Raw genomic sequence first — 20,283 nt, 5'->3', positions numbered from 1 at the left:
TGACCTCCGGTGCGAGCGGGATCGTGCCCGGCGTTGGGCACGCCCCGACTGTAACTGGTCTGGACCAGCCGCGGGGAGGCGCGCCCGCGCGCCGCGGGGTCAGCCCGCGCGCACCTCGTCGACGCCCTTGTTCGCCAGCTGGTCCGCCCGCTCGTTCCCCGGGTCGCCGGCGTGGCCCTTCACCCAGTGCCAGGAGATCGCGTGCCGGGCGACCTGCTCGTCGAGCGCCTGCCACAGGTCCTGGTTCTTCACGGGCTTCTTGTCGGCGGTGCGCCAGCCGTTCCGCTTCCAGCCGGCGATCCACTTGGTCACGCCCTGCATGACGTACTGCGAGTCGACGTGCAGGTCGACCCGGCACTGCTGGTTGAGCGCCCGCAGCCCCTCGATGACGGCTGTGAGCTCCATGCGGTTGTTCGTCGTGACGGCCTCGCCGCCGAACAGCTCGCGCTCGTGCCCGTTGGACCGGAGCAGCGCGCCCCAGCCGCCGACGCCGGGGTTGCCCTTGCAGGCGCCGTCCGTCCACATCTCGACGGCGGGCGGGGTGCTGCTGGGGGCGTCGCTCATGGTCGCCCACTGTAGGGCCGCCGAACCGTGGAAGGATCGGCCGGTGCCCCCCACCGACCGCCGGACCCTCGCCGACCGCGTCCCCGCGAACCCCCAGGACCCCGACGCGCTGTACGAGGCGTTCACCGGCTGGGCGACGGACCAGGGCCTCGCGCTGTACCCGCACCAGGACGAGGCGCTGCTGGAGCTGGTGACCGGCTCGCACGTCATCCTGTCGACGCCGACCGGCTCCGGGAAGTCGCTGGTCGCGACCGCCGCGCACTTCGTCGCCCTCGCCCAGGGCCGTCGCACCTACTACACCGCCCCGCTCAAGGCGCTGGTGAGCGAGAAGTTCTTCGCGCTGGTCGAGGCGTTCGGCTCGGCCAACGTCGGCATGATGACCGGCGACTCCGCGGTGAACCCCGACGCGCCGATCATCTGCTGCACCGCGGAGATCCTGGCCAACCAGGCGCTGCGCCAGGGCCCCGGCGCGGACATCGGCCAGGTCGTGATGGACGAGTTCCACTTCTACGCCGACCCGCAGCGCGGCTGGGCGTGGCAGGTGCCCCTGCTGGAGCTGCCGCGCGCCCAGTTCCTGCTGATGTCGGCGACCCTCGGCGACGTGTCGTTCTTCGTCGACGACCTCGAGCGACGCACCGACGTCCCCGTCGCCGTCGTCGCGGGCGCCGAGCGGCCCGTGCCGCTGACGTTCTCCTACGAGGTCGAGCCGCTGCACGAGCTGCTCGAGATGCTGGTGCAGACCGGCCGCTCCCCCGTGTACGTCGTGCACTTCACGCAGAAGGAGGCCGTCGAGCGCGCGCAGGCGCTGCTGTCGATGACCCTCGCCTCCCGCGAGCAGCGCGACCGGATCGCGGACGAGCTGGGCGACTTCCGGTTCGGGCCCGGTTTCGGCAGGACGCTGTCCCGGCTGCTGCGGCACGGCGTCGGCGTGCACCACGCGGGGATGCTGCCCAAGTACCGCCGGGTGGTCGAGCGGCTGACCCAGAAGGGCCTGCTCCGGGTCGTCTGCGGCACCGACACCCTCGGCGTCGGGATCAACGTGCCGATCCGCACGGTGCTGCTCACCTCGCTGGTGAAGTACGACGGCACCCGGATGCGGCACCTGTCCGCCCGCGAGTTCCACCAGATCGCCGGGCGCGCCGGCCGGGCCGGGTTCGACACCACGGGCGAGGTGTACGTGCTCGCGCCCGAGCACGTCATCGAGAACCGCAAGGCCCTGCAGAAGGCCGGCGACGACCCGAAGAAGCTCAAGAAGATCGTCCGCAAGCAGGCGCCGCCCGGGATGGTGAACTGGACGGACAAGACGTTCGAGCGCCTGCGGGACGCCGAGCCCGAGCCGCTGACCTCGTCGTTCGGCGTCTCGCACGCGATGGTGCTCAACGTCCTGGCGCGCCCGACCGGCGACCCCGTCGAGACCATGAAGCACCTGCTGCTCGACAACCACGAGCCCGAGGCGTCGAGGGGCCGGCTGGTCCGCCAGGCCATCGCGATCTACCGGTCGCTGCGCACGGCGGGCGTGATCGAGCGCGTGGTCGAGGACGGCCCCGGGCCGGAGCGGCTGCGCCGGACGGTGCGGCTGACGCTCGACGTGCCGCCGACGTTCGCGCTGAACCAGCCGCTGTCCCCGTTCGCGTACGCGGCGCTCGACCTGCTCGACCTCGAGGACCCCGGCTACGCGCACGACGTGGTGTCGGTCATCGAGGCGACGCTCGACGACCCGCGCCAGGTGCTCGCGGCGCAGGAGAACCGCGCCCGCGGCGAGGCGGTCGCGGCGATGAAGGCCGACGGCATCGAGTACGAGGAGCGGATGGCGCTGCTCGAGGACGTGTCCTACCCGAAGCCGCTCGCCGAGCTGCTGGGCGCGTCGTTCCAGATCTACAAGCAGACCAACCCGTGGGTCGCCGACCACGAGCTGTCCCCGAAGTCCGTCGTCCGCGACATGCACGAGCGCGCCGCGACCTTCGCCGAGTACGTCTCGCTCTACCAGCTCGACCGCACCGAGGGCGTGCTGCTGCGCTACCTCGCGGACGCGTTCCGGGCGCTGCGGCAGACCGTGCCCGACGACCTGCGGACCGAGGAGCTGCACGAGATCGTCGAGTGGCTCGGCGACCTGGTGCGCCGCACCGACTCCAGCCTGCTCGACGAGTGGGAGCGGCTCGCGCACCCCGAGGACCTGGACGACGCCACGGTCACCGAGTCCCGGCCGGAGGACGACGCTCCCCCGCCGATCACCGTGAACAGGCGGGTGTTCCGGGCGCTCGTCCGCGGGGCGCTGTTCCGCCGGGTCGACCTGGCCGCGCGCGAGGCCTACCCGGCGCTGGCGGCGCTGGGCGACCAGGACGCGTCGGACGCGCCGTGGACGGCCGACCGGTGGGGCGACGCGCTCGACCCGTTCTACGACGACCACGACGAGATCCTCACCGGCCCGGCGGCCCGCGGACCGGCGCTCTTCCAGGTCGACGAGCGGCCCGCCGGGCACGGCGAGGCGGGTGCGCGGGGCGACCTGTGGTTCGTGCGGCAGCTGCTCGACGACCCGGCCGGCGACCACGACTGGCGCATCGACGCCCTGGTCGACCTGCCGGCCTCCGACGCCGCCGGCGAGGTCGTGCTGCGGGTGCTCGCGGTGGGGCCGCTCTGACCTGCGGGAACGGCTTGATCGATTCCAGATAAGGGCAGGCAAACCTGCGTTTCCGCAAGTCAGGGCAGCCTTTCCTGTGATGACAGGACGTCATCTCCGGCCTACCGTGGCTGCCATGAGCGCCCTGTCGACCCACCTCCTGGACCGTGACCGCACCGCCGCACCGGCGTCCCGGCGCGCGCCCGAGCCGGGCGCTCCGGGCTCCGTCGACCCCGGTCCCGGCGCCCCGTCCGCGGTCGTCCTGCCGACCGCGGAGCGGCTGAACTGGCTGCGCGCCGGGGTGCTCGGCGCCAACGACGGCATCGTGTCCGTCGCCGCGACCGTGGTCGGCGTCGCGGGCGCCTCGACCGGGCTCGCGACCCTCGCGGTCGCGGGCGTCGCCGCCCTGGTCGCGGGCGCGCTGTCGATGGCGGCCGGCGAGTACGTGTCGGTCAGCAGCCAGCGCGACGCGGAGAAGGTGCTGCGCGCGCACGGCGTCCGGGACGCCGAGGAGTCCCTGACCAACCCGTGGCACGCGGCGCTGGCGTCGCTCGTGGCGTTCGTGGTCGGCGGCGTCGTGCCGCTGCTCGCGATGCTCGGCCCGTGGGGCGGCGAGGTGCGGGTGGTGGCGACGTTCGCGGCGGTCGTCGCGGCGCTCGTGGTGACCGGCACCGTGAGCGCCCGCATGGGCGGCGCCCCTGCCGGCCGCGCGGTGCTCCGCAACGTCGTGGGCGGCAGCCTGGCGATGGCGATCACCTACGGCGTCGGCTCCGTGGTCGGCCTCGCGGTCTGACCCGCTCTCCGCCCGGGCTCTCCGCCCGAGGTCGACGGTTCCGCCCGAGGTCGACGGTTCCGCCCGAGGTCGTCGGTTCCGCCGGGGCCTCCGTGGCCGGAACCGACGACCTCGGCAACGGGCGGGTGCCGTCAGAGGCGGGCGGCCGTCAGCACGACCAGCGCCAGGACGCCGAGCACGCCGGCCGCCAGGGCGGCGTCTCCCGCGCCCAGCCGGACCGGGCGCCAGACCGTGCGCGGGCCGGCGGCGAGGCCGCGCGACTCCAGCGCCAGCGCGACGCGCTCGGACGCGCGGATCGACGCGACCAGCAGCGCGAACGCCGACCGGCCCAGCCCGCGCCAGCCCTCGCGCGGCCGGCCGTCCCGGCGGAGCGGGGCGCGGACCAGCTGCGCCGCCCGGATCGTCGCCCACTGCCGCGGCAGCCCCGCGAGCATCCGGTGGCCCGCCAGCAGCGCGTACGCGTACCGCGGGCTCAGCCGCGCGTGCCGGACGAGGCTCACCATCAGGTCCCGCGGCGGCGTGCTCGCCAGGAACGCGACGGTCGCGACCCCGATCACGCACCCGCGCAGGGCGAGCGCCGCGCCGACCACCAGGCCCTCGTGCGTCACCAGGAACGGCCCGCCGGCGACGAGGACGACGCCCGGCCGGCTCATCGCGTTGACCAGCAGCACCCCGGCGCCGAACGTCCAGAACGGCACCTGGGCCAGCAGCAGCCGCCGACCGCCCACCCCGGCGCCCCACCGGGCCGCTGCGAGCCCGAGCAGGTACAGCGCCGCGAGCGCGGCCGGGTCCAGCAGGGCGAGGGTCGCGAGCGACACCGCGACGACCAGCAGCAGCTTGACGGTCGGGTTCCGGGCACCGCGCGCCGTCACGGGACCCGCACCCCCGCCGGGTCGGGCACGCCGGCCGGGTCGGGCACGGCGGCCGGGTCGGGCACGGCGGCCGGGTCGGGCGCGCCGGCCGCGCGGAGGGCGCGGGCGTCCAGCGCGGCGAGCGCGTCGCGCAGCCGGACCGCGTCGCCGACCAGCTCCGCGAGCCGGCGCAGGAGCCGCGACGGCCGCAGCCGCGCGGCGGCGAGGAGGCGCGGCTCCCGCAGCAGCGCGAGCGGGTCCACGTCCGCGACCAGCCCGCCGTCGGCGACGACCAGCACCCGGTCCGCGACCGACGCCACCGCCCGCAGGTCGTGGCAGGTGAGCAGCACGGCCCGACCCGCGCGGGCCTCGTCCGCGAGCGCCCGCAGCACGGCCGCGGTCCCGTGCCGGTCGAGCCCGAACGTCGGTTCGTCCGCCAGCAGGACCGGGCGGTCGTGGACGAGCATCGCGGCCAGGCTCAGCCGGCGCTGCTCGCCGCCGGACAGCCGGTGCGGGTCCCGGTCGGCAAGCGCGGCGAGGCCGAACCGGGCGAGCGCGGCGGCCACCCGGTCGTCCGTGGCGGGGCCGGGCGGCAGCCCGACGGCGACCTCCGCCGCCACCGTGCGCCCCGCGAGCTGGTGCTCGGGGTTCTGCACGACCAGCCCGGGGCGCGCGCCCTCGACGACTCCCGCGAGCGGGGGCAGCACGCCCGCGAGGGTGGCGACGAGCGTGGACTTGCCCGAGCCGTTGGCCCCGACGACCGCCACGACCTCGCCGGCCCGCAGCCGGACGTCGACGTCGCGGAGCACGGGTTCCGCCGCGGTCCTGCGGGCCGCCCGACCCGCGGGCCGCCGGCCGACCGCCAGACCCCGGCCCGCGAGCAGCACCTCCCCCTGCCCGGCGGCCGGGGCGCGCGACGGCGGCGCCTCCGCGGCCAGCCCCGGAAGCAGGTCGAACGCCCCCGGCTCCCCCGCCGCTCCCCCGAGCGCCACCGCGAGCTCGACGTCCTCGGGCAGCCAGCAGCCGCGGGCGAGCAGCTCGCGCCCCGCGTCCCGCGCCACCTCGGCCGCGGGACCGTCGTGGGTGACCCGGCCGTCGGCGGACAGCACCACCCACCGGCCCGGCAGCCCCGCGACGCCCGCGTCCCCGGCGAGTGCGTCCAGCCGGTGCTCGACCAGCACGCACGCCGCGCCCGTCGACGCCCGCGCCGCGGCCAGCGCCGCCCGCACCGCCGCCACGCCGTCGGCGTCCAGCATGGACGTCGGCTCGTCGAGCAGCAGGAGCCGGGGCCGGGTCACCACCGCGGCCGCGAGCGCGACCCGCTGCAGCTCGCCGCCGGAGAGCGCGTCCGTGCGCCGGCCCGCCAGGTGCGCGGCGCCCGCGGCACCGAGCGCCGCCGCCACCGCCGGCCCGATCGCGGCGGGCGGCGTCCCGAGGTTCTCCAGGGGGAAGGCGACCTCGTCCGCCACGTCCGCCAGGCAGACCCCGGTCTCGGGGTCCTGCGCGAGCACCCCGACCACGTCCGCGAGCGCCGCGACGCCGTGCTCCGCGACGGGGCGGCCCGCGACCGCCACCCGCCCCGAGACCCGCGCGGGCACCGCGTGCGGGACGGCGCCGTGCAGGCAGCGCAGCAGTGTCGACTTGCCCGCGCCGGACGGGCCGAGCACGAGCACCTGCTCCCCCGGGGCGAGCCGCAGGTCGACGGGGCCGACGCCCGCGCCGCCGTCGAGCACCGCCTCGAGCCCGGCGACGTCGAGCACGGCCTCCGGGTCGGGTCCGGGGCCGGCCCCCGCCGGGTCGGCCGCCCGGCCCGCCGCCGGCTCGGCCGCCGGGTCAGCCACGCCGCGCCACGGGCTCGCGCGCGGCGGCCGCTGCGCGCCCGATCGCGAACCCGTCCAGCACCCCGGTGCGGCGCAGGGCGTCCACGACCACCTTCGCCAGCAGCCCGCCGAGGACGACACCCGACGCGGCCTGGAGCACGAGCCGCAGGACGAGCACGTCCTGCCCGTACCAGCCGAACCGGAACGCCGACCACCCGAACACGAGGGTCGCGCCGAGCAGCCCGGACAGGGCGAACCGGGCCCAGCCGAACCGCCGGTACCGCCCGAGCGCGAACGGGATCTCGCTGCCGAGGCCCTGGAGCAGCGCGGCGACGACCAGCAGCGGCCCGACCGGCGACCCGAGGAACACCACCTCGACCACCGAGGCCAGCACCTCGGCGAGCACCCCGACGCCGGGCCGCCGGATGATCGCGATCGCGATCGGCGCCACCAGCAGCCAACCGCCGAGCAGCAGGTGCTGCGCGAGGTCGCCCGCGGGACCCATCAGCACCGCGAGGCCGTTCCACGCCTGGACCAGCGCCCAGTACAGGAACCCGAAGACCACCCCGAGCACGACCATGAGCACGATGTCCTTCAACGCGAGCGGCTCGCGCCGCGGCCGCCCGCCCGGGACGCGCTCAGCCACGGGACCGGGTCGGGCTGTTGAGCGAGAAGGTGACGTGGCTGGTCACGTGCTGGACGCTGCGACCGACCCGCGCCCACGCGCCGACGACGGTCTCCACGAGCGCGCCCACGTCGCCCTCCAGCCGCGTGACGAAGTGCTCGGAGCCACGGAAGGTCCCGTTCCCCCGCGCCAGCTCGATCGCCGCCTCGATGTCCCGCATGTGGTCGGGCTCGACCCCGGCCCGGACGTCGTCGGCGAGCGGGTACAGCGCCCACTCGGCCGCGCCGGACCGGCCGGTGCGCCGGCCCGGCGGCAGCGCGACCGCGCGCGGACCCGCGCCCCCGGGCAGCGTGCACCGCACCTCGCCGGGGCAGCCGCGCGACAGGTGCAGCGTGACCGCCGCGTGCTCGCCGGTGGCGGCCACCGCGTCGACGAGGTCGGTGAGATAGCGCTGCAGGTCCGCCTCGGCGCCGCCGACGTAGGTGCTCACGTCGCCGGTCTGCACGACCAGGCCGTCCGTGGCCACGGAGCCGAGGGCGCCGAGGATCGTCTCGGCGTAGCGGTCGGACATCACCGCGACGGTGACGCGGGCGCCGACCCCGAACCGGAGCGGGTCGGCCACCAGGTCGGCGGCGGGCTCCGGCCCGGGCCCGGGCCGCGTCGTCGGGGGTGTCGGGATCATGCGTCCTCCTGTGCTGGTCGGATCAGCACGAGAGGACGGCGGACGGGTGCCCGGCATCCTGCGAGATGTCGCTCCCTGCGCTGGCATGATCCAGATCAGGTTCTACGGTCGGAGTTCGAGTACTCCCTCTCAGCCCGGCTCACCGGACTCCCGTGCTGCCCCGACGCTAGCAGCACCGCCCCTAGGCTGACCCCGTGAGCAGGTCCAAGAACGCCCCGTCCGGGACGCCCGCCCTCGTCGCGCTGGCCGCCGCCGGGGTCCCGCACACCGCGCACGCCTACGACCACGACCCCCGCAGCACGGTCGGCTACGGCCTGGAGGCGGCCGAGGTGCTGGGCATCGACCCCGAGCAGGTCTACAAGACCCTGATGGCGTCGGTGGACGGGACGCTCACCGTGGCGGTGGTGCCCGTCGCGGGGAAGCTCGACCTCAAGGCGCTGGCGCACGCCGTCGGCGGCAAGAAGGCCGTGATGGCCGACCCCACCGCCGCGGAGCGCGCGACCGGGTACGTGGTCGGCGGCATCTCCCCGCTCGGGCAGAAGACGGCGCACCCGACCGTCGTCGACGAGACCGTCCAGCTGTTCGACACGGTGTTCGTGTCCGGCGGCCGCCGGGGCCTCGACGTCGAGCTGGCCCCGGACGACCTGATCCGGCTCACCTCGGCCACGGTGGCGGACATCGCGCGCGGCTGACCGCCCGCGCGTCCGCCACCGGGCCGCCGCTACCGGGCCGCCGCTACCGCGCGCTCCGCGCCAGCGTCCGCACCCCCACGAGCAGCCCGAGGCCGGCGGTCAGCACCGCCGCCACCGCGCCCCACGCGACCGTCGAGGACGCCAGGTCCCCGGCGAACAGCGCGCGCTCGGCGTCCACGACGTACCGGAGCGGGTTCACGTCCGCCGCGGCCTGCATCCACCGCGGCCCGGTCTCCAGCGGCAGCAGCATCCCGGACAGGATGAGCAGCGGGAACAGCAGCGTCTGCTGCACGGCCCAGAACATCCAGTCCTGCTTCCGGACCGCGATCGCCAGGGCGTAGGACAGCGATCCGATCCCGACGCCGAACACCGCGAGCAGCACCAGCCCCAGGAGCGCGCCCGCCGGGTTGAACGAGAACCCGAACGGCAGCATCACGGCCACGACCACCACAGACTGCGCGACGATCGGCACCATCTCCTTCCAGGACCGGCCGACCAGCTGCGCCGACCGGGCCAGCGGGGTGACGAGCAGCCGCTCGTGGGCGCCGGTCTGCATCTCGAACAGCAGGTTCGCCCCGGTCGTCGACGTCCCGAACAGGGTCGTCATCACGAGGATCCCGGGCACGAACCAGGCCCAGACGTCGCCGCCGGGCAGCCCGTCGCCGACGGACCCGGCCAGCAGCGGCCCGAACAGGCCGAGGAACACGACGGGCTGGATCAGCCCGAACACGACGGAGAACGGGTCGCGCACGGTCGGCAGCAGCTCGCGGGTCATCACGAGCCAGGCGTCGCCCCACCAGGACCGGGTCGCTTCGCGGGCGGGCAGGGTCTCGGCGGGGAGGGTCGGAGCGGTCGTCGCGGTCATGCCGCCACCTCCACGGGGTCGGTCGAGCGCGCGGCCCCCTCCTCGCGGAGGCTGCGGCCGGTGAGGGTCAGGAAGACGTCGTCGAGCGTGGGCTGGTGGCCCTCGGCCCGGGCGATGGCGAGCCCGCGCGCGCCGGCGGCGGCGAGCACGGCGGGCAGGGCGGTGGGGGCGTCGGCGACGCGGGCGCGCACCTCGGTCCCGTCCACCTCGACGTCGCGCGCCCCGGGCGCCCGGGCGGCGACCTCCGCGAGCGCCGGCGCGTCCGCGGGGTCGGCGGCCGCCAGCACCAGCCGGTCCCCCGCGAGCGTGTGCTTGAGCGCCGCGGCGGTGTCGTCCGCGATCACCCGGCCCTCGTCCACGACGACGACCCGCTCGGCCATCTGGTCGGCCTCGTCGAGGTAGTGCGTGGTGAGTACCACGGTCATCGCGTGCCGCTCCCGCAGCCGGAGGATGTGCTCCCACAGGTTGGCGCGGTTGTGCGGGTCGAGCCCGGTGGACGGCTCGTCCAGGAACAGCAGCCGCGGGGCGTGCACGAGCCCGAGCGCGACGTCGAGCCGGCGGCGCTGCCCGCCGGACAGGTCGGACACCTTGCGGCGGGCGAGCGGCTCCAGGTCGAGCTGGTCCATGAGCTCGGCGGCCCGGCGGCGCGCGTCCCGGCGGTCGAGCCCGTAGATGGTGCCCCTGCACGACGAGCTCGTCGGCGGCGCGCTGCGCGTGGCCCGCGCCGTTGCCCTGGCCGACGTAGCCGATCCGGCGGCGCACGGTGCCGGGCTCGCGGGCGACGTCCGCCCCGGCGACCTCGGCGGCCCCGGCGGTGGGCGCGATCAGCGTGGTGAGCATCCGGATGGTCGTGGTCTTGCCGGCCCCGTTCGGGCCCAGCACGGCGACGAGCTCCCCCGGCGCGATGTCGAGGTCCAGGCCGCGCACGGCGTGCACCGTCGGCCCCTTGCCCCCGGCGAAGTCCTTGGTCAGTCCCCTGGTGCGGATCATGGCGGGTTCCCCTCTGCTGGTCATGGCACCACCGTGGCGGGAGTAGCGGTCAGCTCCTGTCCGCTATCCGGAGCAGACTGCGCGGCATGACCGCGATCCCCGACCTGGCCGACGCCCCCGCGACGCCGTCGTCGCGGCTGCTCGCCCTGCTGTCCCTGCTGCAGACCCGGCGCGACTGGCCCGGCGACGTGCTCGCGGGCCGCCTCGGCGTCAGCCCGCGGACCGTCCGCCGGGACGTCGACCGGCTTCGCGCTCTCGGCTACCCGGTGCACGCCACCAAGGGCCCCGACGGCGGGTACCGGCTCGCGGCCGGGACGGCGATGCCGCCGCTGATGCTCGACGACGAGCAGGTGGTCGCCCTCACCGTGGCCCTGCAGACCGCGACCACGGGCGTCGACGGGCTCGACGAGGCCGCGGCCCGCGCACTCGCGACCCTGCGCCAGGTGCTGCCCGCGCGGCTGCGGGCCCGGGTCGAGGGGCTCGACCTCACCGCCGTGCGCCGGCCGCCCGACCCCGCCGAGGAGCACGTGGACACCGAGCGGCTGATGGCGGTCGGGGCCGCGATCCGGGCGCGGGAGGTGCTGCGGTTCGACTACGCGGCGCCCGGGGCCGACGGGAGCGGGACCCGCGACGCCCCCGACGGACCGCCGCGCCGGGTCGAGCCGCACCACCTGGCCACCCGCGGCCGCCGCTGGTACCTCGTGGCGTGGGACCTGGACCGCCGCGACTGGCGGACGTTCCGGGTCGACCGGCTGCACCCGCGCACCCCGACCGGGCCGCGGTTCGAGCGCCGGGACCTGCCCGCCGCCGACGTGGCGGCGTACCTGCAGCAGCAGTTCGCCGGCGTCTCCCAGCCGTGCCGCGGCGAGGCGGTGCTCGACGCACCGGCGTCGCTGGTCGCACGCTGGGCGGGGCCGGCGGACGTGGTCGAGCCCCTCGACGCCGAGCGGTGCCGGGTCGTCGCCGGGTCGTGGTCCTGGGTCGGCCTCGCCGCGTGGCTGGGGATGTTCGACGTGCCGCTGCGCGTCGTCGGGCCGCCGGAGCTGCGGGACGCGGCGCGGGAGCTCGCGGGGCGGTACGCGGCGGGGGCGGGCGAGCCGTCGCCGGGCGAGCCTGCGCCGGACCCGGCCTGACCGCCGCCCGCCCGCCGTCGGCCGGCCCACGAGCGATTAGGGTCGGGCACATGACGACGGGGGCGACCGAGCTGGCGGAGCGGCTGGCGCGCGTCCGGTCCCGGATCGCGGCCGCCGAGTCCGCGGCGGGCCGCCCGGCCGGCTCGGTCCGGCTGCTGCTCGCCACCAAGACCCAGGACGCCGCGACGGTGCGCGCCGCCGTGCTCGCCGACATCGCGGGTGCCGCCACCACCGCGGGTGCCGCGCGCCGGGCGCTGCTGGGCGAGAACCGGGTGCAGGAGCTGGTCGCCAAGGGGCCGGAGCTCGCCGACCTCGCACCCGAGCTGCACCTCATCGGCCCGCTGCAGTCGAACAAGGTGAACGCCGCCCTGCGCTGGGCCACCTGCGTGCAGAGCGTCGACTCGGCGGCCCTGGCCGACCGGCTAGCGCGCCGGTGCGCCGACGACGACCGGACGCTCGACGTGCTGGTGCAGGTCAACGTCTCGGGTGAGCCGACCAAGCACGGCGCCGCGCCGCAGGACGCGCTCGACGTCGTCCGGGCCGTCGCCGGGCACGACCGGCTGCGGCTGCGCGGCTTCATGACCGTCGGCGCCAACACCCCCGACGAGCGGGCCGTGCGCGCCGGGTACGCCGCGCTGCGCGACCTGCGGGACAAGGTCGCGGGCAGCGGCGAGGCCGGCACCGGCGACGCCCTCGAGCTCTCCATGGGGATGAGCCGCGACCTGGAGGCCGCGGTGGCCGAGGGCGCCACGATCGTCCGGGTGGGGACGGCCGTGTTCGGGGCCCGACCGGCCCCCGCGGCACCCGCGGGCCCGGACGCGTGACCGCCCCCGCCGACCGCCGGTTCCCCCGGCGCGTCTACGCCCGCGGCACCGAGCCGGACGGCCGGTTCTCGCTCGCCAACGAGCGCACGTTCCTGGCGTGGGTCCGCACGGCGCTCGCGCTGCTGGCGGGCGGCGTCGCCCTGGAGGCCCTGGACCTGCCGGTCGAGCCGCACCTGCGCCTCGCCGCGGCGGTGCTGCTGATCCTCCTCGGGATCGCGGCGCCGGCGCAGGCGTGGTTCGGCTGGGCGCGGGCGGAGCGCGCGCTGCGCGAGCGGCAGCCGCTGCCCGCGCCGGCGTTCAGCGGCCCGCTCGCGGCTGGCGTGGCGCTGGCCGGGGCGCTGGTGCTCGTCGGGCTGCTGCTGCGGTGAGCGCCGGCACCCCGGCGCACGCCGCCCCGCCCGGCGCCCAGCCGGAGCGCACCGCGCTGGCTTGGCGCCGCACCTCGCTCTCGGTCGCGGTCGGCTCCCTGGTCGCCGGCCGGGTGCTCGAGCCGTGGGCCGGGCCCGCCGTGTGGGTCCTCGTGGTGCTCGGCCTGCTCGGCGCCCTCGCGCTCGACCGCGCCGGCGCGCACCGGGCCACCTCCTGGGCAGATGTCGTCGACGACGCGCACCCCGACCGCGGTCCCGGCGCGCCCGTCCCCGACGGCGCCCGCACGCCGGGCGGCGGGGCGCTCGGCGCGACGGCGCTGGCCGCGGCACTGCTGGGCGTGGTCGCGCTGGTCGCGGTGCTGCGGCACGCCGCGGTCTGAGGCCCCGCCGCCGCGAGCGACCCCGGGCTCAGTGCCCGTACGCCGCCAGCGACCGGTCGGTCGGCACGATCTCCTTGCCGAGCGGGACCAGCGACACCGGGATCATCTTGAGGTTCGCGATCGCGAGCGGGATCCCGACGATCGTCACGGCCTGCGCGAGCGCCGTGGTGAGGTGCCCGAGGACCAGCCACCAGCCGGCGACGAGGATCCAGACGACGTTGCCGATCGTCGACATGGCGCCCGCGGTCGGCCGGTCCACGATCGTGCGGCCGAAGGGCCACAGCGCGTAGGACGCCATGCGGAACGACGCGATGCCGAACGGGATGGTCACGATCAGCACGCAGCAGATGATCCCGGCCAGGACGTAGCCGAGCGCGAGCCAGATGCCGCCGAACAGCAGCCAGATGATGTTGAGGAGCGCCTTCACCCGTCCAGCGTGGCAGGCCGCGGCCCGCGGGCGCATCCGGGGTTCCCCCGACCCGACCCTGGTCCTGCGGCACGCGCGCCGCGGGTCGGCCCCGTCACGGGACGCGCGCGGTCCACTCCGGGTTGCCGAACTTCTCCTCGACGAGCTGCTGCGCCCGCTCCAGCTCCTCCGGGCGCAGGTCGCCGTCGACGGTCCGGTACCGCGACCGGAAGTGCGCGATGAAGGCGTCGATGACCTGCTCGCGCGGCAGCCCGGTCTGGGACCGCACCGGGTCGACCCGCTTGTTCGCGCTGGTGGTGCCCTTGTCGGACAGCTTCTCGCGGCCGATCCGCAGCACCTCGAGCATCTTGTCGGCGTCGATGTCGTAGGCCATCGTCATGTGGTGCAGCACGGCCCCGCCGGCCAGGCGCTTCTGCGCGGAGCCCGCGATCTTGCCCGCCGGGGACGCGATGTCGTTGAGGCCGGAGAACGTCGCGGTCACGCCCACGTCGGCGAGGGCGCCGATCACCCAGTCGTCGAGGAACCGGTACGACTGCTCGAACGACAGGCCGTCGACCAGGGACGCCGGCACCACGAGCGAGAACGTGATGCAGTTGCCGGCCTCCATGAACATGGCGCCGCCGCCGGAGATCCGCCGGACGACCGTCACGTCGTGCTTGGCCACGCCCTCGGGGTCGACCTCGTTGCGCAGCGACTGGAACGAGCCGATGAACACGGCGCGCTCGTCCCACTCCCAGAACCGCAGGGTCGGGCCGCGCCGGCCGGCCGCGAGCTCCTCGGTCAGCACCTGGTCCAGCGCCCCCAGCACGGCGGGCGGCAGCGGGCCGGGGTGGATCAGCTCGAACGTGTGGTCCTGCCAGGACGTCGCGTGGCCGAGCGCGCGCCGCACGGCGATGGCCACGGCCTCGGGCGTGAACCCGACCATCTGCACCGGGGCGTCGAACCGGCCGTCGGCCTCGGCGCGGCGCAGGCCGTCCTCGATCGCCGTCGTCAGGTCGGCGACCCGCGCGTCGGCGGGCCGGCCGCGCAGGGACTCGTCGATGACCGCCAGGGCGGCGTCGGGCTCGAGGAAGAAGTCGCCGCTGACGCTCACCTCGGTGAGCGCTCCGCCTGCCACCTCCACGTCCGCTGCCACGAGCTTGCCGCCGGGGACCTTGTACTCGCCACGCACGGTCCCGATCCTAGGCCCCTGACCGGCGTGGTCGCCGGTGGACGGAGGTCCCGGCCCCGCGCCGGGCACCGAGCGCCCGCCACAGCGCCGCCCACTGCTCCGGGCGCAGGTCCCGCGGCAGCGCGCGCTGCGGCACCCCCGCGTCCGCGAGCGCCCGGCGGGCCGTCGCCCCCGGGACCCGCGCCGCCCGCGCCAGCACCTGGTCGAGCCCCCGGCCCGCGCCGGTGAACACGGCCCCCACGAACCGCTGGTAGCCGTCGCGCTCGCCCGGGTCGACCAGCGGGCGGTCGCGCCGGGCGACGGTCAGCAGCCCGCCGTCGACCGAGGGCCGCGGCCGGAACGCGTCGGCGGGCACCCGGCCGTGGAGGGCGACCTCGAACCACGGGTCGGTCTGCGCCGTGAGCAGCGTCCGCCCGCCGACCCCGGCGCGCTTGCGGGCCACCTCCCACTGGGTCAGCAGCACCGCGTGCCGCCACCGGCCGTGGTGCAGCAGCCGGCGCAGCAGCGGCGTCGTCAGGTGGAACGGGATGTTGCCGACCACCACCGGCCGGTCGAGCGGCACCCGCAGCGCGTCCGCGCACAGCACGGTGGCGCCGGCCGCGCGGGCGCGGAGCCGGTCGGCCCGGCGCGGGTCGACCTCGATCGCGAGCACGTCGCGGCCGAGGCCGGCGAGCGGCCGGGTCAGCGCGCCGTCGCCGGCGCCGATCTCGAGGACGGGTCCGTCGGTCGCGCCGACCAGGCGCACGACGGCGTCGATGGTCGGACGGTGGTGCAGGAAGTTCTGGCCGAGCTCGTGCCGGCCGCCGTGGGGGTGTCGCACGGGAGGTGCTCCAGTCGCAGGCAGGACGGAGCACCCGGAGGGGCGGAAGCGAAGGTTCGGCCCGGCTCCGGGTGCTCGGGGCATCCGGAGGCGGCGACCGGTGTGACGTCCGGCCGCGCTCAGGCGGACCGGGGGCGTGCGACGGCCGCGGCGGCCGTGCTGATCAGCGTTCCCATGCGGGCGACGGTACGGCGCGCCCGGGTGCGGGCGCACGGTGTTTTCCGGTCGTGCGAACGGCCGGCGGACCCGCGGTCAGTCCGCGGGCGAGACGTAGTACGTCGCCGCCATGTCCTCGTCGGTGCGGCCCTGCGCCGCGGCGCGGTCGAGGCGGGCCGAGAACGCCTCGGCGCCGTCCAGGTGCAGCCCGCGCTCGCGCGCCGCCGCGACGATCAGGCGCGCGTCCTTGCCGGACGTGCCGACCGCGAACGCGGCGGGGCTGAGCCGGTCCTCGCGGATCAGGTCGGCCTTGACCCGGAGGAACGGGGTGTCGAGCGGGCCGCCGTCGAGCACCTCGAAGAACCGGTCCGGCTCCACGTCCAGCGCCTCGGCGAGCGCCAGCACCTCCCCCGCGGCGTTGGCCACGGTGATGACCCATCCTCGCGCGCGTCGGGGCCGCGGCCCAGCCGGGCCCGACGGGACGGCGCCGAGCGGCACCCGCGGGGTCAGCCCAGGCCGCCCAGCGCGCGCTCGGCGCTGCTCCGGGCGACGCCCGCGAGCGTGGCCGGGTCCGCGGGCTCGGCCGCCGGGTCCACGCCCGAGGCCGTGGTCGTCACCAGCGCGTTGCCGGCGAGGGCGGTCACCTCGACCTCGGGGCTGGTCGCGCCCTCGGCCGTCAGGGTCAGGGTGCGCACGACGGTCGGCACGGTGCCGCGGTCGGTCGTCGGCGGGTCCGCGGTCCACGCGCCGCCGTCCGTCCCGGGGTTGGTCTGCTGGTAGGCGTCGCAGTCCTCGAGCGTGCCGACCAGCACGTCGAACGCCTCCTGCGCGGCCGCGTCGTCGGCGAGCACCAGGACGGACTGGATGACGGTCACCGCGTCGTCGCTGGCGAACCGCCGCAGGAACACGTCGGGCTCCCGCTCGGTGGTCGTGACCGCGGGCGTGCACGCGGACGGGTCGACCGTCGAGCGCTCGGGCAGACCCCACTGCGCCTCCGGCGCGTCCGCGAGCGACTGGCCCGCGGCCATCGGCACCGCGTCGGCGAGCTCGGCGTCCGTGAGGAACAGCGCGGGGGCGGTGTCGGCGTCGAACCCGCCGGCGCCGGACGTGGCGCCGGAGGTCGCCGTCGGCGACGGCTCCGCGGTCGACGTCGGGGAGGCCGAGGCCGTCGCGTCCGGGGTCGCCGCACCGGGCTCGGGCGCGGGCGCCCAGGGCCGCCAGGCCAGCAGCACGCCGGCGGCGAGCGCCAGGACGAGGGTCAGCAGCCAGGGCCAGGCCCGGTCGCGCGGGACGCGGGTGCCGGCCGCCGTCGAACCCCCCGGCGGGCGCCCGCCGGGCCCGGGCTGGTCGGCGGGTGCGGGCGGGCGCGCGGGGTCCGTCATCGGGTCTCCCTGGGCCGGGGGCGCTGTCCCGCGCCACGCTATTGCGGGCCGCCGCCCGGCGCGAGAGGGCGGCGTGCTGCGGCGACGAGGCGCGTGACCTGCGCGGCCGTCGCGGCGAGGTGGGCGGTCGTCGTCGCCGGATCCAACGCGTCGACCGACGGGAGCGGCCGCGGGTGCACGGGCAGCACCGCGTCGAACGGGCCGGCGGGATCGTCGGGGCCGAGCTCGACCGCGCCCGCGAGCGCCACGACCACCGCGCCCGCCGCGCGCCCGAGCGCCGCCACGCCCGCAGGGGTCTTGCCGCGCGCCGTCTGCGCGTCGAGCCGGCCCTCCCCGGTCAGCACGAGGTCCGCACCCGCGACCGCGTCCGCCAGCCCGACGGCCCGCGCCACGTACCCGAACCCGGGCTCCCGCTCCGCGCCGAGTGCCAGCAGCGCCGCGCCCAGCCCGCCTGCGGCCCCGGCGCCCGGCCGGTCCGCGACGAGGTGCCCGTGCGCCGCGAGCGCCGCGCCCCACACGTCGAGCCGGCCGTCGAGGTGCGCCACCTGCTCGGGCGTCGCGCCCTTCTGCGGGCCGAACACGTGCGCCGCGCCGGCGGGGCCGTGCAGCGGGCTGTCGACGTCGGTCAGCACGACCAGGTCGACCCCGCCGAGGTCCGGCAGCGCGTCGAGCGTGCCGAAGTCCCACAGCGGGTTGGTGCCGGGCGCCCCGAGCGGCGCCCCGTCACGGTCGTGGGCCGACGCCCCCATCGCGAGCAGCAGCCCCAGCCCGCCCGTCCGTGCAGGCCGTGCCACCGAGCGCGACGACCACCCGGCGCGCGCCGTGGTCGACCGCGTGCCGCACCAGCAGCCCGAGCCCCGCGGAGCCGGCGCGCGGCGGGAGGTCCGGGCCGACGTCGACCTGGGCGAGCCCGATGCACGAGGCCGCCTCGACGACCGCGGTCGTCCCCGGCCCCTCGTCCAGCAACGCGTACGCCGCGTCCACCGGCCGCCCGACCGCGTCCACGACCCGCGCGACCGCCCGGCACCCGGGCCGCTCGGCGAGCAGCGCGTCGACGGTCCCCTCGCCCCCGTCGGCGACGGGCAGGACCCGCACCGCCCCGCCGGGATCCGCGGCACGCACCCCGGCGGCGACCGCCTCCCCGGCCTCGGCGCTGGAGAGGCACCCCTTGAACGCGTCCACCGCGACGACGACCCTCACGCCCCCCACCTTGCCCGCCACCCCCGCCGAGATGGCAACTCTCGGCTGTCCTGCGGCGTGTGCGTACAGCCGAGAGGTGCCATCTCGGCGAGACAACGTCTCGTCAGCGCGGGGTGATGCCCCGGTTGCGCAGGCCCCAGATCGCCGAGTCCGTCAGGGCCTCCCAGGACGCCTCGATCAGGTTCGGCCCCACGCCCACGGTGCTCCACGCGGTCTGGCCGTCGCTCGTCTCGATGAGCACCCGGGTCACCGCGTCGGTGCCGTGCATGGCGTCGAGGATGCGCACCTTGAAGTCGATCAGCTCGAAGGCCGCCAGCTCGGGGTACACCCGCTGGAGCGCGAGCCGCAGCGCGTGGTCCAGGGCGTTGACGGGGCCGTTGCCCTCGCCGGTGGCGACGATGCGCTCGCCCCCGGCGTGCAGCTTGACCGTGGCCTCGGCCGTGGCGGGGGTGCCGCGGGAGCCGGCGCGCTCGACGATCGCGCGCCAGGACTCCACCCGGAAGTACGCCGGCCGGGAGCCGTCGACCTCCTCGGCGAGCAGCAGCTCGAACGACGCGTCGGCGGCGTCGTAGGTGTAGCCCTGCGCCTCGGCGTCCTTGACCCGGTTCGTGACCCGGGTGAGCACCTCGTCCTGCCCGGCGAGGTCGAAGCCGAGCTCGCGGCCCTTGAGCTCGATCGACGCGCGGCCGGCCATCTCGGACACCAGCATCCGCATGTCGTTGCCGACGGCCTGCGGGTCGATGTGCTGGTAGAGGTCGGGGTCCACGCGGATCGCGGAGGCGTGCAGCCCGGCCTTGTGCGCGAACGCGCTCGCGCCGACGTACGGCTGGCGCGCGAACGGCGCGATGTTCGTGATCTCGCTGATCTGGTGCGCGATCCGGGTCATCTCGGCGAGCCCGCCCGGACGGTCGGCCGGCGGGACCAGGACGCTGCGGCCGGTCTTGAGCTCGAGGTTGGCGACGGTCGCGAGCAGGTCGGCGTTGCCCGTGCGCTCGCCGTAGCCGTTGACGGTGCCCTGCAGGTGCACGGCGCCGGCCTCGACCGCCGCGAGCGAGTTCGCGACCGCGCAGCCCGAGTCGTTGTGCGCGTGCACGCCGAGCCGGGTCAGGGCGTCGGCGGTGCCGAGCGCGGCGCGCAGGTCGCGGACCACCTCGGTCACCTGGAACGGCAGCATCCCGCCGTTCGTGTCGCACAGCACGACGGTCTCGGCGCCCGCCTCGACGGCCGCGAGCACGACGTCGCGCGCGTACGCCGGGTCGAACCGGAAGCCGTCGAAGAAGTGCTCGGCGTCGACGACGACCCGGCGTCCCTCCTGCACGAGCAGCCGCACGGAGTCGGCGACCATCGCCAGGTTCTCGGCGCCCGTGGTGCGCAGCGCGCGCTCGACGTGCCGGGAGTCCGACTTGGCGACGAGCGTGACGACCGGCGCCTCGGAGTCGAGCAGCGCGCGCAGCTGGGGGTCGTCCCACGCGCGCACGCCGGGCTTGCGGGTCGCGCCGAACGCGGCGAGCACCGCGTGCCGGAGGTCGAGCTCCTTGGCGGCCCGGGCGAAGAACTCCGTGTCCTTGGGGATCGCGCCCGGCCAGCCGCCCTCGATGTAGCCCACGCCGAGGTCGTCGAGCAGCGGCGCGATGGCGAGCTTGTCGGCGACCGAGAGGTTCATGCCCTCCTGCTGGGCGCCGTCGCGCAGCGTGGTGTCGTAGACGTCGAACGCCGCGGGCCCGCCGGGTGCGGGGTGGGCCGCGCCGCCGCGGGGCAGGGTGGCGGGGGCGTCGGGGGCGGTGGGCTCGGTCACGGGGAGTGCTTCTCTCGGCGAGGGGACGAGGCGAGCTGCCGGGGTGCGCGCCGGGTCGGCGGGCGGGTCGAGCAACAAAAAGACCCCCCGGGTTCGGGAGGTCGGCGCGTCCGCGGGGGTGGGGCGGA

General features: G+C 76.8%; 21 protein-coding genes, 1 pseudogene and 1 riboswitch. Of the genes and pseudogenes, 7 read left to right on the top strand and 15 right to left on the bottom strand.

Translation table 11 applies throughout. The annotated features are described in order from the left end of the window. Positions 1 to 99: 99 nt before the first annotated feature. Positions 100 to 564, bottom strand: a complete 465-nt coding sequence (rnhA, locus tag J5O08_RS04855) for a ribonuclease HI (protein ID WP_147796023.1) — start codon at positions 562 to 564, stop codon at positions 100 to 102. Between rnhA and J5O08_RS04850 the strand changes: the two genes are divergently transcribed. Both J5O08_RS04850 and J5O08_RS04845 read left to right on the top strand, forming a co-directional pair. Beyond that, complete coding sequence (locus J5O08_RS04850; protein ID WP_218705721.1) at positions 563 to 3,202, top strand: DEAD/DEAH box helicase; 2,640 nt, start codon at positions 563 to 565, stop codon at positions 3,200 to 3,202. The genes rnhA and J5O08_RS04850 overlap by 2 nt on opposite strands. A gap of 115 nt (positions 3,203 to 3,317) precedes the next feature. Continuing rightward, positions 3,318 to 3,974 (top strand): VIT1/CCC1 transporter family protein, encoded by a 657-nt coding sequence (locus tag J5O08_RS04845; protein WP_218705720.1) that lies wholly within the window; start codon positions 3,318 to 3,320, stop codon positions 3,972 to 3,974. A 131-nt stretch (positions 3,975 to 4,105) separates the two neighbouring features. Here J5O08_RS04845 and J5O08_RS04840 read toward each other — a convergent pair whose 3' ends face one another. Genes J5O08_RS04840 through J5O08_RS04825 form a run of 4 tightly spaced genes read right to left on the bottom strand, consistent with a single transcriptional unit; the run spans position 4,106 to position 7,952 of the window. Continuing rightward, complete coding sequence (locus J5O08_RS04840; RefSeq protein ID WP_218705719.1) at positions 4,106 to 4,846, bottom strand: energy-coupling factor transporter transmembrane protein EcfT; 741 nt, start codon at positions 4,844 to 4,846, stop codon at positions 4,106 to 4,108. Then, on the bottom strand, positions 4,843 to 6,666 hold the full coding sequence (locus J5O08_RS04835) for an ABC transporter ATP-binding protein (protein WP_218705718.1): 1,824 nt from the start codon (positions 6,664 to 6,666) through the stop codon (positions 4,843 to 4,845). The genes J5O08_RS04840 and J5O08_RS04835 overlap by 4 nt, the downstream gene beginning before the upstream one ends. Beyond that, positions 6,659 to 7,291: an ECF transporter S component gene (locus J5O08_RS04830; RefSeq protein ID WP_308281361.1), complete on the bottom strand. Its 633-nt coding sequence runs from the start codon at positions 7,289 to 7,291 to the stop codon at positions 6,659 to 6,661. The genes J5O08_RS04835 and J5O08_RS04830 overlap by 8 nt, the downstream gene beginning before the upstream one ends. Further along, on the bottom strand, positions 7,284 to 7,952 hold the full coding sequence (locus J5O08_RS04825) for a Ykof family thiamine-binding protein (RefSeq protein WP_218705717.1): 669 nt from the start codon (positions 7,950 to 7,952) through the stop codon (positions 7,284 to 7,286). Before J5O08_RS04825 ends, J5O08_RS04830 begins: the two co-directional genes overlap by 8 nt. A gap of 55 nt (positions 7,953 to 8,007) precedes the next feature. Next, positions 8,008 to 8,116, bottom strand: a riboswitch (TPP riboswitch). A gap of 30 nt (positions 8,117 to 8,146) precedes the next feature. Between J5O08_RS04825 and ybaK the strand changes: the two genes are divergently transcribed. Further along, on the top strand, positions 8,147 to 8,644 hold the full coding sequence (gene ybaK, locus J5O08_RS04820; RefSeq protein WP_218705716.1) for a Cys-tRNA(Pro) deacylase: 498 nt from the start codon (positions 8,147 to 8,149) through the stop codon (positions 8,642 to 8,644). Between the two features lie 43 nt (positions 8,645 to 8,687). Here the strand turns inward: ybaK and J5O08_RS04815 are convergent, their stop codons facing one another. Together J5O08_RS04815 and J5O08_RS21840 are read right to left on the bottom strand one after the other, a co-directional pair. Further along, positions 8,688 to 9,509: an ABC transporter permease gene (locus tag J5O08_RS04815; RefSeq protein ID WP_218705715.1), complete on the bottom strand. Its 822-nt coding sequence runs from the start codon at positions 9,507 to 9,509 to the stop codon at positions 8,688 to 8,690. Continuing rightward, positions 9,506 to 10,499 (bottom strand): annotated as a pseudogene (locus J5O08_RS21840) (ABC transporter ATP-binding protein). The gene J5O08_RS04815 and the pseudogene J5O08_RS21840 overlap by 4 nt, the downstream one beginning before the upstream one ends. A gap of 86 nt (positions 10,500 to 10,585) precedes the next feature. Between J5O08_RS21840 and J5O08_RS04805 the strand changes: the two are divergent. The 4 genes from J5O08_RS04805 to J5O08_RS04790 are packed head-to-tail and all read left to right on the top strand — an operon-like array spanning position 10,586 to position 13,204. Further along, the gene (locus J5O08_RS04805; RefSeq protein ID WP_218705714.1) at positions 10,586 to 11,632 is read left to right on the top strand and encodes a YafY family protein; all 1,047 of its coding nucleotides are present in this window, start codon (positions 10,586 to 10,588) and stop codon (positions 11,630 to 11,632) included. 50 nt (positions 11,633 to 11,682) lie between these two features. Continuing rightward, entirely contained in the window at positions 11,683 to 12,456 is a 774-nt protein-coding gene (locus tag J5O08_RS04800) for a YggS family pyridoxal phosphate-dependent enzyme (RefSeq protein ID WP_218705713.1), read from the top strand. Further along, entirely contained in the window at positions 12,453 to 12,824 is a 372-nt protein-coding gene (locus J5O08_RS04795) for a DUF202 domain-containing protein (protein ID WP_218705712.1), read from the top strand. Before J5O08_RS04800 ends, J5O08_RS04795 begins: the two co-directional genes overlap by 4 nt. Continuing rightward, complete coding sequence (locus tag J5O08_RS04790) at positions 12,821 to 13,204, top strand: DUF202 domain-containing protein (RefSeq protein ID WP_218705711.1); 384 nt, start codon at positions 12,821 to 12,823, stop codon at positions 13,202 to 13,204. The genes J5O08_RS04795 and J5O08_RS04790 overlap by 4 nt, the downstream gene beginning before the upstream one ends. Before the next feature lie 28 nt (positions 13,205 to 13,232). Here J5O08_RS04790 and J5O08_RS04785 read toward each other — a convergent pair whose 3' ends face one another. The 8 genes from J5O08_RS04785 to cimA all read right to left on the bottom strand — a co-directional run bounded on the left by J5O08_RS04785 (position 13,233) and on the right by cimA (position 20,023). Continuing rightward, positions 13,233 to 13,631 carry a YccF domain-containing protein gene (locus tag J5O08_RS04785; RefSeq protein WP_217613831.1) on the bottom strand — a complete coding sequence of 133 codons (399 nt, stop codon included), beginning with the start codon at positions 13,629 to 13,631 and terminating at the stop codon, positions 13,233 to 13,235. Positions 13,632 to 13,725: 94 nt separating this feature from the next. Continuing rightward, positions 13,726 to 14,802: a biotin/lipoate A/B protein ligase family protein gene (locus J5O08_RS04780; protein WP_218705710.1), complete on the bottom strand. Its 1,077-nt coding sequence runs from the start codon at positions 14,800 to 14,802 to the stop codon at positions 13,726 to 13,728. Between the two features lie 10 nt (positions 14,803 to 14,812). Beyond that, on the bottom strand, positions 14,813 to 15,622 hold the full coding sequence (gene erm / locus J5O08_RS04775; protein WP_308281359.1) for a 23S ribosomal RNA methyltransferase Erm: 810 nt from the start codon (positions 15,620 to 15,622) through the stop codon (positions 14,813 to 14,815). A gap of 252 nt (positions 15,623 to 15,874) precedes the next feature. Further along, the gene (locus J5O08_RS04770; protein ID WP_308281358.1) at positions 15,875 to 16,204 is read right to left on the bottom strand and encodes an NAD-binding protein; all 330 of its coding nucleotides are present in this window, start codon (positions 16,202 to 16,204) and stop codon (positions 15,875 to 15,877) included. 80 nt (positions 16,205 to 16,284) lie between these two features. Continuing rightward, positions 16,285 to 17,160, bottom strand: coding sequence for a sensor domain-containing protein (locus tag J5O08_RS04765; protein WP_218705706.1), 876 nt, complete (start codon positions 17,158 to 17,160; stop codon positions 16,285 to 16,287). Between the two features lie 38 nt (positions 17,161 to 17,198). Beyond that, positions 17,199 to 17,954 (bottom strand): glycerate kinase, encoded by a 756-nt coding sequence (locus J5O08_RS04760; RefSeq protein WP_218705704.1) that lies wholly within the window; start codon positions 17,952 to 17,954, stop codon positions 17,199 to 17,201. Next, positions 17,884 to 18,360, bottom strand: a complete 477-nt coding sequence (locus tag J5O08_RS04755) for a glycerate kinase (RefSeq protein ID WP_218705702.1) — start codon at positions 18,358 to 18,360, stop codon at positions 17,884 to 17,886. The genes J5O08_RS04760 and J5O08_RS04755 overlap by 71 nt, the downstream gene beginning before the upstream one ends. Before the next feature lie 103 nt (positions 18,361 to 18,463). Continuing rightward, a complete protein-coding gene (gene cimA / locus J5O08_RS04750; protein ID WP_218705768.1) occupies positions 18,464 to 20,023 on the bottom strand; it encodes a citramalate synthase in 1,560 nt (519 codons plus the stop codon). Between the last annotated feature and the right edge of the window lie 260 nt (positions 20,024 to 20,283).

Origin of the sequence: Cellulomonas sp. PS-H5, assembly GCF_019265565.1 — a bacterium.
GTDB lineage: Bacteria > Actinomycetota > Actinomycetes > Actinomycetales > Cellulomonadaceae > Cellulomonas.
Note: the sequence above shows the minus strand (reverse complement) of the source record. Positions and strands in the feature narration are given on the sequence as shown.